This window comes from Pseudalkalibacillus sp. NRS-1564 (assembly GCF_050467905.1).
GTDB lineage: Bacteria > Bacillota > Bacilli > Bacillales > Guptibacillaceae > Guptibacillus > Guptibacillus hwajinpoensis_B.
On record NZ_JBITPM010000031.1, the window covers coordinates 16,769 to 31,324 of the forward strand.

The following is a 14,556-nucleotide window of genomic DNA, read 5'->3' on the forward strand; positions in this document are numbered from 1 at the left end:
TAAATGAAAGAATCTATATACGGATTAACGTTTGATCAGCTAACTGAATGGTTGCTAGAACGTGGTCACAAAAAATTCCGTGCCTCCCAAGTACGGGATTGGCTCTATAAAAAGCGTGTTAAAGAATTTTCTCAAATGAATAACGTAAACAAAGACTGTATCAAACTTTTGGAAGAAAACTTTGCGATCCAGACATTAACGCAAGAAATCAAGCAAGAATCTTCTGACGGTACGATCAAGTTCTTGTTCAAATTACAAGACGGGAACGTTATTGAAACGGTACTCATGCGTTTCCATTATGGTCAATCTGTCTGTGTAACAACACAAGTAGGGTGTAATATCGGTTGTTCCTTCTGTGCAAGTGGACTTCTTAAGAAGAGCCGTGACCTTACAAGCGGTGAGATTGTTGAGCAAATCATGAATGTGCAACACGCACTTGATGAAAAGGCGAAAGAAGAACGCGTAAGTCATATTGTTATTATGGGAATCGGTGAACCTTTCGATAACTATGATAATATGATGGATTTCCTTCACATCGTTAATTCTCAAAAAGGACTTTGTATTGGCGCGCGCCACATTACGGTTTCAACAAGTGGTCTTGCGAAGCAAATTTACGACTTTGCCAATGAAGATCTTCAGGTGAACCTTGCGATTTCTCTACATGCTCCTAATGATGAGCTGCGTACGAAGATTATGAAAATCAATAAGGCTTATCCACTTGGAAAATTAATGCCTGCGATTGATTACTATCTTGAGAAAACCAACCGCAGAATTACGTTTGAATATATTATGTTGAGAGACGTCAATGATCACGTAGAAGAAGCGAAACAACTTGCGAATCTTCTCGCTGACAAACGTCATCTTTCTTACGTAAACTTGATTCCATACAATCCAGTTGATGACCACTCTTATCAGCGTAGTGAAAAAGAATCGATTCTTGCGTTCTATGATACGCTTAAGAAAAACGGTATTAACTGTGTAATCCGTCATGAGAACGGAACAGATATCGATGCTGCATGCGGTCAGCTTCGCAGTAAACAAGTAAAGAAACTTGAAAATGCAGGTAAATAATTCAATTAAGACGCACCTTTAACGGTGCGTCTTTTTATGTATGATAATTGACACACTCTCAACCGGGGGAAGCATACACTGTAAACAAAAACGTTTATTTTTAGTAAATAGATGTTTATATATGGGAGATGAATTATGAAAGGATTTATTATTGTCCTTTGTTTTCTCTTTTTATGGATTGCTTCAGGTATTTCTTCCGATTATAACCGCTCAAATCCACCCTTCGAATTAAGTGGTGAGGAAGCAAGCGTAAGATCTGGTTACAATTATCTTCACGTCATCATGACGAACGATCAATTATCAAGATTAGACGTTTATGATCAAAACGGTGATCTTGTAAAGGTTTATGATGAAGAAAACTTAAAAGAGCTCTATCCATCTGCTACCTATCTCAATGCAGAAATTGATGATAATAAATTGTATCTCATTTTTGAAGAAGAGAATGGTCAAGTCATTTCAAAAAGGATTGTCGTGGGGGCTAGAGGATCCTTATCGTTTATGCCTGAAAGAAAATAGAAAGGGCTGATAGAATTGATCAGCACCCTCCATGACACTCTTTGTTCACACAGTCTTGTTTCTTATGTGACTTCTTTTTATATCCATTAACATGGTAATAAATAGTTAGACAATAGCGCCCTGTACAGACGGAGTGCTTCTTATGCCCATGGGGGTGGTGAACAGAACCGTTTTCTTTTCGACGATCTCTTGCAACAATCGTTACTTGACACAGTTGTTGATATGTTCTGGTTCTCGTATTTCCCTCTGGCACATAAAATGCGGTTTCATGACAGTGATCTATTAAAACCTCGACTTCCTCACAAACCCCACCATCGTAATAAATTGATAGAGTTCCTGATACTGGTCCTATATCTCCAACCGCCTCCCATATTGGGGCATAAGGGTTGAGAAGTGGATCAATTCGAAAGACACCACAGATATTTTCTTCCACCAGCTCTCCTTTTGATTGATGGGGGCGACGCTTTTCACATAAGGGGTGATCTTCTTGAAACAACGATTTACTTCTTGACATAAGAGCACATCCTTAAACTTCCTTTTATATAGTAAATGCATGGACATTTGTTTTGTATAGATAAGCGTCCAAGTAGACTTTAAAAATTAAGTATGATAATAATTCCTAATAATGGTTTACTATATAAAAAAACACTCTCCGTCGTAAGACTTCATCGAGTGCAATATATTATAGTCCTGCCGTATATTGAAGATCCATTTCAACTGTAGCTGTACAGAAAACATCTGGAGTTGGAGGTGCAGCAGAAGTACACTGAATTTGAATCAACGTTACGTTCGTTAGTTCTAATACTAAAGAAGATTGTGCATCAATCGTATACTCCGTTGCAGCGCCAGTATCGTCCGTTACAATAAGAGTCATAACACAATCATTTGCTACTGAACTAGTGTTAATAATTGATAAAAACCCACTAGCTAGTGAAGGTGCTGGAGTACCTACTGGAGCAACTAGCAGGTCAACTGGAACTGGTGCTGCCTCATCTTGACATATAGTACGAATAGGAAGGCATCTTTTAATCGCCATCAACGTTGGATTGTTACCGAAGAAGTTCGGTGTTGAACAAGGGGCAGGACAGCAAAATGATGAAGATGGACTTGAATTACACATAAAGTATTTCCTCCTGAAGATTTTTATTTTTTCTTTACATCCTCAATGTATGTCCCAGGATATGTACATGTATAAACGGATGTCCAAGTTTTACGAATTAAGTTGATTAAACTTGAAAAAATGTTTAATTAGGTCCATTCACCCGTGTCTCCTGAAGCATTTTCTACTATTTTCAAACTTTTTATTTGAATTCCAAACATTTATTAACAATTGTAGGTAAACTAATATTGGGTAAAATGCTTCAATACTTAAGGGGGAATACATATGAATAACAACAAGTTTCGTAAAACACTTATTGCTGCGCTATCGATCGGTTTAATTGCCGGACCTATTGTTCAAACTCCAGCTCAAGCAGAAGCCTCAAATGCGAATGTTCACCTACGCCTCATGGAAACGACTGATATTCATACGAATATCGTAAATTATGATTATTATAAGGATCAGCTTACGAATGAGTTTGGACTCGCGAAAACAGCCACATTAATTAACAAAGCTCGTGGTGAAGTTGAGAACAGTCTTTTATTCGATAACGGCGATTTACTACAGGGAAATCCGCTTGGTGACTACGTTGCAAAAATCAACCCTCCAAAGAAAGGGGATACTCACCCTGTATACAAAGCCATGAACCTTCTGGATTATGATGCAGGGAACATTGGAAATCACGAATTTAATTTTGGTCTCGATTTCCTTCAGACAAGCCTAGCCGGCGCGAACTTCCCATACATAAATGCGAACGTGTATGTAGATGACCACGATAATGATCCATCAAATGATCAAAACTATTTCACTCCTTATCAAATTCTTGATAAATCCGTGAAAGATGACTCAGGAACGGAACATCAACTGAAAGTAGGCGTGATCGGATTCGTTCCTCCACAGGTGATGCAGTGGGATAAGGCTAATCTTGAAGGGAATGTGATCGTAAAGGATATTGTTGCAACAGCTAATAAATACGTGCCAGAAATGAAGGCAGAAGGGGCCGACATTATTGTCGCCATACCTCATTCTGGCTTTGAGAAAGCAGCACCACAAGGAAATGACGAGAATGCCGTTTACTACTTAAGCGAAGTGGAAGGCATCGATGCCATTTTATTTGGACATGCCCACAAAGTATTCCCTGGAGATAACAGCTTTCAAGGAATTGAGGGAGTGGATAATACAAAAGGAACCATTAATGGAGTCGCTTCCGTCGAGCCAGGTTACTGGGGAGACCACCTTGGGGTAATCGACCTATCTTTAACGGAAGATAATGGGGAATGGTCAGTGAACGATTCCAAATCTGAAGCTCGTCCCATCTATGATAAAGTAACGAAAACACCACTTGTTGAAGCAGACATGGATATCGTGAATGCAGTGAAAGACGATCATGAAGCGACAATTGATTATGTGCGAACAGCTGTCGGTGAAACAACTGCACCCATAAACAGTTACTTTGCGCTCGTTAATGATGATCCGTCCATCCAGATTGTAACCAATGCACAAAAATGGTATGTAGAAAACAATATTCAGGGTACCGAATATGAAGGTATTCCAGTTCTATCCGCAGGCGCTCCATTTAAAGCGGGCGGTCGAGGGGGTTCGTCCTACTATACAGATATTCCTGCTGGGGACATTGCGATTAAAAACACAGCTGATCTTTACGTATATCCGAATACACTGAAAGCGGTGCTGTTAAATGGTGACGAACTGAAGGATTGGCTTGAAATGTCAGCAGGCCAATTTAATGTGATCAACAAAAAAGATAAACAGGAACAGCCTTTAATTAATCCTGATTTCCCTTCTTATAACTACGATGTGATTGATGGCGTTACCTATCAAATCGATGTTACTGAACCGGCGAAATATGATATGAGTGGGAGTGTAGTAAATGCTGATGCGAATCGAATTAAATCGCTAAAATACAACGGAGAAAAGGTAACGAAAGATATGTTCTTTATCGTCGCTACAAATAATTACAGAGCAACAGGCGGTGGGCATTTCCCGCACTTAGACGGTTCGAATATTGTCATTGATTCACCTGATGAGAATAGACAAATTTTAATTGACTATATTCTTGAAAACAAGACAATTAATCCAACAGCTGATCAGAACTGGTCATTTCACACAGTCAATAAGAAGAAACTGAACGTCACTTTTGAATCCTCGTTACGAGCCAAAACCTATGCGGAAAGCATTCAAACGATTCATTTTGTTGATGAAACAGAAAATGGTTTCGCTAAATATACACTCGACTTAACGAAACAGAAAAAAGAAAAGCATCATCATAATCATAAGGGCGAGCACGGCCGCCATCGTTAAGAACGAATTCACGCCAATTCATCAGGATTGGCGTTTCTTATTTTAAGAATTTATCCTATGCAAACAATAGTGGAATATTTACTGATATAATGGCATTACTATCGTACAGAAAGGGATTTATATGACACAAAGCCTGACAAGCACCCAAAGAGATGAGCTTTTTTCAGATCTGACAAATGAACAACAAACGTATGTAATGAATTTTCTTAAACGCGGTAAGAAAACGACTTTCGCGAATGTCATTGCTAGAAGTAAAGGCCGGATGATTCCAAGTGGAGCAACGGATGAAGAAATCAGGATGCTGCTTGATGATTGGATACTAGAAGATTACATCGATGCAGGCTTCATTTCAGATGATTTGAAATGTGAGTGCGGTCGCTCTTTACGGTATCAATATGTTGTTCGACATGCAAAAACAGGGGAAACGCGGCGTTTCGGGATAAATCATTTCGAAGAGCATACCGGATTACCCGCTTCCATTGTGAGAGAAGTTGTGAAGGGATTTATGGAAATAGATTACGAGTTGGATGAGCTACTGTTGAAAAGACAGAACGGCTATCCTACATACGACATTCCTGAAGGATTGAACCTTCCACAAGACATTGAACAGCCACTTTCATTAAATCTTCCATTACTAGATCTACAAGAAAAACGGCTAAACAGTTTAATCAGATCTTATCGTGAAGACCAAGAAGCTTTTCAAAGAGGGAGCAACACTGTAGAACAAGTAGTCAAACCGAAAAGCAACCAGGAAGAACCGAAATCAGAAGAGGAATTACAAGGTTCCTTTGATTTGTTCGCGGAAGAAGTTCAAGAACCATTACAAGAAAAGACAAGCCAGAAACCTAAGGAAACCTATTTTGTAGGGGACCTTTCATTTACAACACAGGAAGCGATAGACTCCTATATTCAGCAAGGTATGGAAAGCGCCCTAATGATTTGTGAGCTTTTGATTAAGGAAGGAAAGGTACAAGACAAGAGATACTCCACAAAGAAACCAAAAATTTATTATGCTGTTTGTACCTACCTCGATTCATTTGTTGCATCTGGATCAATGTCAGTCGAGCCGATAGGACGTGAAGATCGCATCTATCGTTTGAAAAGTAAGTGAATATCCTAACATTTCGTAATTATCAGATAAGTGATTGACATTTCCAGTTAACCGGTCTATAATTTCACACATGTTCAAAAATTAAATCAACACTCTTATCAAGAGCGGCGGAGGGAATAGGCCCTATGATGCCCGGCAACCTTTCAACTTCAGTTGAAGCTGGTGCCAAATCCTACAGGTGATATCACCTGGAAGATAAGAGGAGGATTATGTTAGCAAACCCTCTTCTTATTGTTTAAGAAGAGGGTTTTTTATTTTATCCAGAAAAGGAGCTGTTACACATGAAAAGAACACTTGAAGAACGATTGCAAGATGGTCCAGTTATTTGCGGGGAAGGTTATCTATTTGAACTAGAGCGTCGTGGTTATTTACAAGCAGGATCATTCGTACCCGAAGTTGCCCTAGACAACCCTGAAGCGCTAAAACAAACGTATCGTGATTATATGCTTGCAGGTTCTGATGTCGTACTTGCTTTTACGTATAATGGTCACCGAGAGAAAATGAGGATTATTGGAAAAGAAGAATTGTTAGAACCGCTCAATAGACAAGCCATCCGCCTGGCTAAAGAAGTTGCGAAGGAACACCCTGAAGAAGAAGCGCTAGTTGCTGGAAACATTTCAAATACAAACTTATTTGATCCTGAAGATGAGGAAAGTAAGGAACAAATTCGGTCAATTTTTGCTGAAATGGTGAAATGGAGCAAAGAAGAAGGCGTTGATTTCATCAACGGCGAAACCTTCTACTTCTATGAAGAAGCCAAAATAGCGCTAGAAGAGATTCAAAAGCAAGGTCTTCAAGCTGTGATTACACTCGGACTTATGAGTGAGAACATTTTAAGGGACGGCTATACGGTTGAGGAAGCTTGCCGTTTATTAGAAGAGCAAGGTGCACTAGTTGTTGGCATGAATTGTTTTAGAGGGCCTGCCACAATGCAGCCTTACATTGAAAAAATTAGACAGTCTGTTAACGGCTATGTTGGTGCTCTTCCAATCCCTTATCGTACAACAGAAGAACACCCAACATTCTTTAACTTACCAGACGGTGGCTGTGCGTGTACATTGCCAACAGAGACGACCTTTCCAACCTCTTTAGACCCGCTTTATTGCAATCGCTATGAACTAGCGGAATGGGCTAAGGAGGCACAGCTGGTTGGGGTCAATTACTTGGGACTCTGTTGCGGGGCTTCTCCAAGTATGCTGCGAGAGGTGGCTGAAACAGTTGGCAGAACAACTGTAAACTCGGTATATTCTCCAAATATGGAAAAGCACTTTTTGTTTGGAACGGATGAGACATTGAAAGATAACAATACGGCTTATCGAACAAAGGCCTAATTTATAACAACAACCGGAGAACTTAATTTCTCCGGTTGTTGTTTTTTTACCAAAAACCCTATCTGTACACCTGTACTACAGTATTAAAATACATTCATACATAGGATATTATATCTACTACATTTTTTCTATAAGCTGATTATTTTTGATAACGTTGGCGACGATTAGTAACAGTATCTGTAGAAGAGTAACGAATACAATGATTTATGCATTTGATAGGATAACAGCATTTTTCCAATCACGATGTCTGAGATTGATTTTTCCGCTATATAAGTTGCTTTCCAATTAACATTCTTTTCGAATTAAAGGCTTCTTTTATGAAAAACATCATATTTATCAAGTAGTTGTGTTATTATTTTAAATGTGTTTGAATATGTCCATGAAACATTATTGAACTCAAACCACAATGAAAACGAACTGTTTTATAAGCGAGGTAGCCTATGAATAATCAAAATGTATTAAATGAACTCCGCTCCATTTTACCCAGTGCGGAACTGAAGATAAATGAGCCATTAAATGCACATACGTATACAAGAATGGGTGGATGTGCGGATGTCCTTGTGTTTCCTAACACGCTAGAGGACGCACGAGCAGCAGTTGAGTACGCCTATCAATCTAACTATCCATTAACCATTTTAGGAAAAGGCTCTAATGTTATTATTCAAGATGGAGGCATTAGAGGAATTGTCCTGAATCTTTCGTCACTAAAAGCCATTCAAAAAGAAGAAGAAAAAGTTATTGCTCAAGCTGGTGCACGTATTATTGATGCTTCTGAATTTGCTCGTGACAGCAAACTAAGTGGGCTCGAATTCGCATGCGGAATCCCAGGATCTGTCGGCGGAGCTGTTTATATGAACGCAGGAGCATACGGTGGAGAAATCGCGGATTGTCTCGAAAGCGTTCTTGCTGTAACAAAGGAAGGAAAGCTCGTTAAATTGACAGCTGATGAACTTGATTTATCTTACCGTCATAGTAATGTAGAAGAAAATGGTCTTCTTGTCCTTGAAGCTACTTTCGAGCTTAAAGTTGGAGAGTATGAGGATATTAAAGCAATCATGGATGACTTAACGGAAAAACGTGAAACAAAGCAACCGCTAGAATACCCTTCATGTGGCAGTGTGTTTAAACGTCCTCCTGGCCTTTTTGCTGGTAAGCTCATTCAGGACTCACAGCTTCAGGGTACACGAATCGGTGGAGCTGAAGTCTCCAAAAAGCATGCTGGCTTTATTGTAAATATCGATAATGCGACAGCGACTGACTATCTGGACGTGATTCATCATGTGCAGCAAACAGTAAAAGAAAAGTTTGATGTCGATCTTGAACGTGAAGTTCGCGTCATCGGGGAACCACCTGAAAAACCATAATTCACATGACAGCCGCTCTTTCTGTAAGAGCGGCCTTTTAGTGTTCTTTCACCGATATTCGATAAATCTGTGAACAAATGAAATCTGCACAATAAGTGCATACTTTACGGATAAAGTAGATATTGGCATACAATTCCAAAGACTAGAGGAGGACTATCATGAAAAGTAAAACTCAATTGATTGGTGTAATAACATTATCAATGGCGCTCATTCTTGCTGCTTGTGCAAACAACAATGAACAAGTAAATGAAAACTCTAATAACACAGAGGCAAACTCTGAAAGTAATATGGAAGGGATGAATCATTCAGGCTCTGCTGAGGTACCTGAAGAGCTACAAAAGTCTGAAGATCCGACTTATCCAGAAGGTAGCACGGCGATCATTGAAGCGAACCATATGAAAGGAATGGAAGGTGCAGAAGCAACTATTGTGGGGGCATATGATACGACAGCTTATGTTGTAACTTACACCCCTGAAGATGGCGGAGAACCCGTAGAAAATCATAAATGGGTCATTCATGAAGAACTGGAAGATCCAGATGAAGCTCCACTTCCATCAGGAACTGAAGTAACATTAATGGCTTCTCATATGGAAGGAATGGAAGGTGCGATTGCAACGGTCGAATCCGCTACAGAAACTACCGTATATATGATCGACTACACACCAACAACTGGTGGCGAAAAAGTAACGAATCATAAATGGGTAACGGAAGACGAATTAACCCTAACTGAATAATTGACCCTTCATAACCCGAACTGGTTAGGTTCGGGTTATTTTAAAGAGGTTCACTAATATCTGCCGTTCTTCCACTAGATTTTCTAACGCTATCGTCACATACAAGTAGAAAGGATGAAAAGTTTTGAAGAAAATATCGCTCTATACAATAGGTTTAATTCTCACTGTAATAATATCTGCTTGTCAAAATGATCAATCGTCACTAAATGAAAATCAATCAAATGATACAGGACAAAAACAAGCAAATCTCGCATCCATCAGTAACTCTGCCATTTATAAAGAAGCTGATAGAAACCAAATCGATCATGTCCACGGGATCGGTTATCCCGGTAACCGTAATGAACTGCTAGTGGCTACTCACGACGGTCCTCTAATTTATCATAATCAAATCTGGTACGAAGCCACAACAAACAAAAATGATTATATGGGATTCCAAGCTGTAGCTGATGGATTTTATAGTAGTGGACACCCTGGAGAAGGATCTGCGTTACCAAATCCACTTGGATTAATCAAAAGTACAGACCGAGGCAAGACATTAGAAAAGCTAGGTTTTCAAGGCGAATCTGATTTTCATTATTTAGCTGTGGGATATGAAACGAACGCCATGTATGCAGTAAATCAACAAAGAAATAGCGAAATGGAAATAGGCGTCTATTATAGCGAGGATGCTAAAAAGTGGGTGGATGTGGCGTTAAAAGGAACTCCCGATCAAATAAGTGGGTTATTCACTCATCCAAGTAACTCGAACCTTGTTGCTATAACCTCTCCTTCCGGGTTATATCTCTCTCGTAATCAAGGTGAGTCGTTTACTCGAATCACGAAAGAAGTAGCTGTTAGCACAATGGTTTTTCTAGAGGATCGCTTTATTTATGCAGTGCAGGAACCTAGGAATCAGCTCATTGTTCAATCATTGCAAGACGGTGAAGAGGAAGAAGTGACTATGCCTAATCCAACTTTAGACACCATTGATTATGTTACAGTTAATCCACAAAATAAGGATGAGATTGTCTTTCATTCAATAAGTGGTAGTCTTTATCAAACAACTGACAATGGGAAATCTTGGACTATTTTAATCAATGAAGGGAAAATCAAGAAATAAGTTGATTTCAGAGAAGAATCCGTATTCTATTCCCTTCTTTTATCAAGAATTTGTGCAGAAATAATGAAATTTCCTATCCTGCAACTTTATTTGCTAATGACGTTTAATCTGGATCAAATAGGAAAATATGACAGTGTACTTAACTTTTAAGGAGGAATGAACGAATGTCACATGAAAATTATGGATCGGTTATTCAAACACTTCATGAATGTATGACAGCCTGTAATCACTGCTACGATTCTTGTTTAAAAGAAGACGATGTCAATATGATGGCGGAATGTATTCGCATGGACAGAGAATGCTCTGATATTTGCGGTTACCTCGAACAAGCTCTCGTGAGAGGAACACCATTTGTTGCTGAACTCGCCACAGCATGTGCGACCATTTGTGAAGCTTGTGGTAATGAATGTAAGAAGCATGATCACAAACATTGTCAAGATTGCGCTGAAGCTTGTTTCAAATGTGCAGAAGAATGCAAGAAATTAGCATCATAATCAAGATAGTGAGGAAGTCTGTTTACTTAGACAGGCTTCTTTTTTATGCAGCTGTTTTGTACAATGCAGACACCCTGCACACTTTCTCGATATAATACTGTTACACTAGCTGTTCATAAAGGAGAAAGACATGAGAATAAAAAGGAAAAGTAAATTAGCGACAAAATTAGGTCTGTTTTTTCTCATAAGCATCTTATTACTCGAAGGTATTTTGTTCATGGTGCTGTACTTCGGTTTTTTAAACGAACGCATTATGGCAGAAACAGATGCCCTTCTAGCAAGAGGGAATAGCCATAGAGATGTACTAGCGAAGCATTTCGATCGTGAGACAATGGAACACGTTGCACTTATGGAATCTGAAGCTGAGACGCAGGTAGTCATAACAGATGAAAAGAATACCATCCTTGTTCATTCCAATAAAGTCATGCCTACTATTGAAGAAAATATTGCTTCCTCAAATACACTCCCTGTAACAGGAGCTATTGTGGAAGGAGATTGGGGTAAAGAACCTTTTGTTACAACTGGTTCTCCGATTTTTGTTGATGATGAGCTTGTTGGAAACGTGTATATGATTCTTGATACACAAGGTATTCGCGACGTACGAGACCACTTAACGACCCAATTTTTGATTATTAGTGGACTAGCACTCTTCCTTACCATTATTACAATTATTTATCTTTCAAGAATCATTACACGCCCATTGATTGATATGAAAATAGCCACACAGAAAATGAGTACAGGGAATCATGATGTCTCATTAAAAGTAGATCGAAACGACGAATTAGGAGAATTAGCCAAAGCGATCCAGAGCTTGTCCGACGATTTGCTACGATTAAAAAACGACCGCAGTGATTTTTTAGCTAATATTGCACATGAGCTCAGAACACCATTAACTTATCTTAACGGCTACGCTGACATTGCTCAGCGAGAAGCGTTATCATCCGACGAGAGAAACACTTATCTAGCCGTTATTAAGGAAGAATCCGAAAACTTAACCTCGCTCGTTCGAGATTTATTTGATATGGCCCAAATGGATCAACAAGGGTTTTCGATTGATCGTGAATCAGTCGATTTATGTCCATTAATTCATCAGATTAGAGAGAAAGTGAAGCCTGCTTTTGATCGAAAAGGAATTGATTTGATAGTATCCTGTCAGAACGATATTCGCTTAACGATTGACCCTGCGAGGTTTTCTCAAGTGATGTTAAATCTGTTAGATAATGCTTTACACTATAGTGAACAAGGAAAACATGTATTAATCGATGTCAGCGTCTCTCAAAAGACAGTCATCATAAAAGTAGTCGACGAAGGAGAGGGGATTCCTGAGAAGGATTTACCTTTCATCTTTGAACGCCTTTATCGTGTTGATAAATCCCGATCAAGAAAATATGGTGGCTCCGGACTCGGTCTTGCTATTGCCAAAGAAATTGTTGAAAGACACGGTGGGAGCATATCTGCTAAAAGTGAAGAAGGGAAAGGCACGACAATGACAATCGCCATAGCAGGAGTTGAATAAAATGAAGTATGTTTTAGCTGTAGATGACGAAGAAAGAATGGTTGAGTTAATCTCTCTCTACCTAAAGCCACATGGGTATCGAATATATAAAGCAAACACAGGCTTTGATGCACTTAATAAGCTAAATGAAAATCATGTGGATATGGTCTTGTTAGATATCATGATGCCAGATATGGATGGTTGGAAAACATGTGAAGAGATCAGAAAGCAGTCAGATGTTCCAATTATTATGCTAACAGCACGTGAACAATCAGAAGACATTGTAAAAGGACTAAAGCTAGGTGCGGATGATTACATCACTAAACCTTTCGATGAACGAGTTCTCCTTGCTAGAATGGAGGCAGTCGCTCGACGCTTAAAGCAGGTTGATTTAAACCAATTGGTGTTTAAAGGACTCACGTGGGATGCAGATAAACATCTTGTTTCTTACAACGATTCCCTTATCCCTGTAACTCCCATTGAATTTAAGCTTCTTGGACTTTTCTTGAAAAATCCTGAAAAAGTTTTTAGTCGTGATCACCTGATTCAAATGATTTGGGGATTTGAATCAAGTACAGAAGGACGCACGATTGACTCACATATACGGAATTTACGGGATAAATGTCGATCTGTTAACTTCCAGATCGACGAATATTTAGTGACCATCTGGGGGGTAGGGTATAAGTGGAAAAACCTTAAAAATTGATTGATATAACGGAGTTCATTTATTTTTTCCATAGAACTGATCATTATCATTTTACATAAAAGGTGTTTTTACACTTGGGAATACGCACCAGTATATTAAGGCCGAGTTGACTTAAACTAATCTGTGTGACTAACATTTAATTAGAAACACACCTTTAAACTTTTAGTTAAGGAAGTGACCTGAAGTGTACAATAAAAAGCGTAATCAAAAAGGGAAAGGGAAAACCGCTACCGTCATGGCTTTAAGTGCATTAGGAGGAGCGGCTGCATACGCACTAACTAGTCGGATGCAGGATGGGTTTATGGGCATGCAACAGCATCATTCTCAACAAAATTCTTCCCATCAACCTCAATCGCACTCTCAACATCAAAATCCAGAAGCTTTGAAGCAGATGGCTTCCGCTCAAGGAATCGATAGTGATGCCATTGCCCAATTTACAAACGCAATAAAAGACGATTTGCGCTAATTTAAGCACTCCCACTTGGGGGTGCTTTTCTTACGAATTACCTATGTTAGCTTACACTGTTAATTGAAGTGAACGGATCAGCTGAATCCCCTATAATTACAAGGGATTACCCTAACCTTTTACGTTAAGAAGAATAGAAATTTTAAGGGACGGCAAACCGTTCTTTTATCAATTACTAAAGGTCAGTCACTTCTTTTGTAGAATAGATAGAATAGTACGAGCTTACCCTTAAACAAAAGGAGTGTTTAAATGATTAATCAAATCGGTCAAATCATGCTGTACGTGGACAATCAGGAAGAAGCATTAACATTTTGGACGGAAAAAATCGGTTTTCACTTAGTTTCGAAAGAAGATAACGATAGTCCAATGAAATGGATGGAGATTGCGCCTACTATGGAAGAAGGAGCGGCAAGTATCGTCCTTCATGATAAAGCATTCATTGCCAAGATGGAACCCGAGTTAAATCTCGGAACACCATCGCTTATGTTTTTCACTGACGATATAGATCGGCTATATGAAGATTTTAAAGGCAAGGAAATAACTGTTGGAGAGATCGTATCGATGCCTTCAGGACGAATTTTTAACTTTGCAGATCCAGAAAATCACTATTTCGCGGTAATGGAGAGAAACAAAGCATAAAAGAAAGATCTTCTCCTCACATGATTTTATGACGAACACTGTCGACTACTCGATAGTGTTTTTTTGATGTAATGAAACAGAATCTTATATAGGACGGTGATTAAAATCAGAA

Annotated in this window: 15 protein-coding genes and 1 riboswitch; of the genes, 13 read left to right on the forward strand and 2 right to left on the reverse strand. The window is 39.0% G+C overall.

The annotated features are described in order from the left end of the window. Window positions 1–3: 3 nt before the first annotated feature. Together rlmN and ACIFPW_RS14725 are read left to right on the forward strand one after the other, a co-directional pair. The gene (rlmN, locus tag ACIFPW_RS14720; RefSeq protein ID WP_430245367.1) at window positions 4–1,071 is read left to right on the forward strand and encodes a 23S rRNA (adenine(2503)-C(2))-methyltransferase RlmN; all 1,068 of its coding nucleotides are present in this window, start codon (window positions 4–6) and stop codon (window positions 1,069–1,071) included. A gap of 135 nt (window positions 1,072–1,206) precedes the next feature. Continuing rightward, complete coding sequence (locus tag ACIFPW_RS14725; RefSeq protein WP_430245369.1) at window positions 1,207–1,587, forward strand: hypothetical protein; 381 nt, start codon at window positions 1,207–1,209, stop codon at window positions 1,585–1,587. A 19-nt stretch (window positions 1,588–1,606) separates the two neighbouring features. On the opposite strand, the gene ACIFPW_RS14730 is transcribed toward ACIFPW_RS14725, so the two are convergent. Both ACIFPW_RS14730 and ACIFPW_RS14735 read right to left on the reverse strand, forming a co-directional pair. Continuing rightward, the gene (locus tag ACIFPW_RS14730) at window positions 1,607–2,101 is read right to left on the reverse strand and encodes an S-Ena type endospore appendage (protein WP_430245371.1); all 495 of its coding nucleotides are present in this window, start codon (window positions 2,099–2,101) and stop codon (window positions 1,607–1,609) included. Between the two features lie 168 nt (window positions 2,102–2,269). Continuing rightward, a complete protein-coding gene (locus ACIFPW_RS14735) occupies window positions 2,270–2,707 on the reverse strand; it encodes a hypothetical protein (protein ID WP_430245373.1) in 438 nt (145 codons plus the stop codon). Window positions 2,708–2,971: 264 nt separating this feature from the next. On the opposite strand from ACIFPW_RS14735, the gene ACIFPW_RS14740 reads away from it, so the two are divergent. From ACIFPW_RS14740 to ACIFPW_RS14790, 11 genes are all read left to right on the forward strand, one after another. After that, window positions 2,972–5,005, forward strand: coding sequence for a bifunctional 2',3'-cyclic-nucleotide 2'-phosphodiesterase/3'-nucleotidase (locus ACIFPW_RS14740; protein WP_430245375.1), 2,034 nt, complete (start codon window positions 2,972–2,974; stop codon window positions 5,003–5,005). Between the two features lie 121 nt (window positions 5,006–5,126). Next, window positions 5,127–6,116 carry a DUF3895 domain-containing protein gene (locus tag ACIFPW_RS14745; protein ID WP_430245376.1) on the forward strand — a complete coding sequence of 330 codons (990 nt, stop codon included), beginning with the start codon at window positions 5,127–5,129 and terminating at the stop codon, window positions 6,114–6,116. Window positions 6,117–6,208: 92 nt separating this feature from the next. Beyond that, window positions 6,209–6,318: riboswitch (SAM riboswitch) on the forward strand. 79 nt (window positions 6,319–6,397) lie between these two features. Then, on the forward strand, window positions 6,398–7,447 hold the full coding sequence (locus tag ACIFPW_RS14750; protein WP_430245378.1) for a homocysteine S-methyltransferase family protein: 1,050 nt from the start codon (window positions 6,398–6,400) through the stop codon (window positions 7,445–7,447). Window positions 7,448–7,887: 440 nt separating this feature from the next. Continuing rightward, a complete protein-coding gene (gene murB, locus ACIFPW_RS14755; protein ID WP_430245380.1) occupies window positions 7,888–8,811 on the forward strand; it encodes a UDP-N-acetylmuramate dehydrogenase in 924 nt (307 codons plus the stop codon). Between the two features lie 158 nt (window positions 8,812–8,969). Next, window positions 8,970–9,545, forward strand: coding sequence for a YdhK family protein (locus ACIFPW_RS14760; RefSeq protein WP_283154193.1), 576 nt, complete (start codon window positions 8,970–8,972; stop codon window positions 9,543–9,545). A 124-nt stretch (window positions 9,546–9,669) separates the two neighbouring features. Further along, on the forward strand, window positions 9,670–10,644 hold the full coding sequence (locus tag ACIFPW_RS14765; protein ID WP_430245382.1) for a F510_1955 family glycosylhydrolase: 975 nt from the start codon (window positions 9,670–9,672) through the stop codon (window positions 10,642–10,644). Window positions 10,645–10,808: 164 nt separating this feature from the next. Beyond that, the gene (locus tag ACIFPW_RS14770) at window positions 10,809–11,138 is read left to right on the forward strand and encodes a four-helix bundle copper-binding protein (RefSeq protein ID WP_194221753.1); all 330 of its coding nucleotides are present in this window, start codon (window positions 10,809–10,811) and stop codon (window positions 11,136–11,138) included. Between the two features lie 130 nt (window positions 11,139–11,268). Next, complete coding sequence (locus tag ACIFPW_RS14775) at window positions 11,269–12,654, forward strand: sensor histidine kinase (RefSeq protein WP_430245384.1); 1,386 nt, start codon at window positions 11,269–11,271, stop codon at window positions 12,652–12,654. Between the two features lies 1 nt (window position 12,655). Beyond that, complete coding sequence (locus ACIFPW_RS14780; RefSeq protein ID WP_430245386.1) at window positions 12,656–13,339, forward strand: response regulator transcription factor; 684 nt, start codon at window positions 12,656–12,658, stop codon at window positions 13,337–13,339. A 184-nt stretch (window positions 13,340–13,523) separates the two neighbouring features. After that, the gene (locus ACIFPW_RS14785) at window positions 13,524–13,805 is read left to right on the forward strand and encodes a hypothetical protein (protein ID WP_430245387.1); all 282 of its coding nucleotides are present in this window, start codon (window positions 13,524–13,526) and stop codon (window positions 13,803–13,805) included. A 249-nt stretch (window positions 13,806–14,054) separates the two neighbouring features. Next, a complete protein-coding gene (locus ACIFPW_RS14790) occupies window positions 14,055–14,444 on the forward strand; it encodes a VOC family protein (RefSeq protein WP_430245389.1) in 390 nt (129 codons plus the stop codon). Window positions 14,445–14,556: the final 112 nt, after the last annotated feature.

Excerpts from the sequence above, each read along its gene's own strand:
- ACIFPW_RS14770 (WP_194221753.1), top strand. The coding sequence starts at position 10,809 with ATGTCACATGAAAATTATGGATCGGTTATTCAAACACTTCATGAATGT.
- rlmN (WP_430245367.1), top strand. The coding sequence starts at position 4 with ATGAAAGAATCTATATACGGATTAACGTTTGATCAGCTAACTGAATGG.
- ACIFPW_RS14790 (WP_430245389.1), top strand. The coding sequence starts at position 14,055 with ATGATTAATCAAATCGGTCAAATCATGCTGTACGTGGACAATCAGGAA.
- ACIFPW_RS14775 (WP_430245384.1), top strand. The coding sequence starts at position 11,269 with ATGAGAATAAAAAGGAAAAGTAAATTAGCGACAAAATTAGGTCTGTTT.
- ACIFPW_RS14745 (WP_430245376.1), top strand. The coding sequence starts at position 5,127 with ATGACACAAAGCCTGACAAGCACCCAAAGAGATGAGCTTTTTTCAGAT.
- ACIFPW_RS14740 (WP_430245375.1), top strand. The coding sequence starts at position 2,972 with ATGAATAACAACAAGTTTCGTAAAACACTTATTGCTGCGCTATCGATC.
- ACIFPW_RS14760 (WP_283154193.1), top strand. The coding sequence starts at position 8,970 with ATGAAAAGTAAAACTCAATTGATTGGTGTAATAACATTATCAATGGCG.
- ACIFPW_RS14730 (WP_430245371.1), bottom strand. The coding sequence starts at position 2,101 with ATGTCAAGAAGTAAATCGTTGTTTCAAGAAGATCACCCCTTATGTGAA.
- ACIFPW_RS14750 (WP_430245378.1), top strand. The coding sequence starts at position 6,398 with ATGAAAAGAACACTTGAAGAACGATTGCAAGATGGTCCAGTTATTTGC.
- murB (WP_430245380.1), top strand. The coding sequence starts at position 7,888 with ATGAATAATCAAAATGTATTAAATGAACTCCGCTCCATTTTACCCAGT.
- ACIFPW_RS14725 (WP_430245369.1), top strand. The coding sequence starts at position 1,207 with ATGAAAGGATTTATTATTGTCCTTTGTTTTCTCTTTTTATGGATTGCT.
- ACIFPW_RS14780 (WP_430245386.1), top strand. The coding sequence starts at position 12,656 with ATGAAGTATGTTTTAGCTGTAGATGACGAAGAAAGAATGGTTGAGTTA.
- ACIFPW_RS14735 (WP_430245373.1), bottom strand. The coding sequence starts at position 2,707 with ATGTGTAATTCAAGTCCATCTTCATCATTTTGCTGTCCTGCCCCTTGT.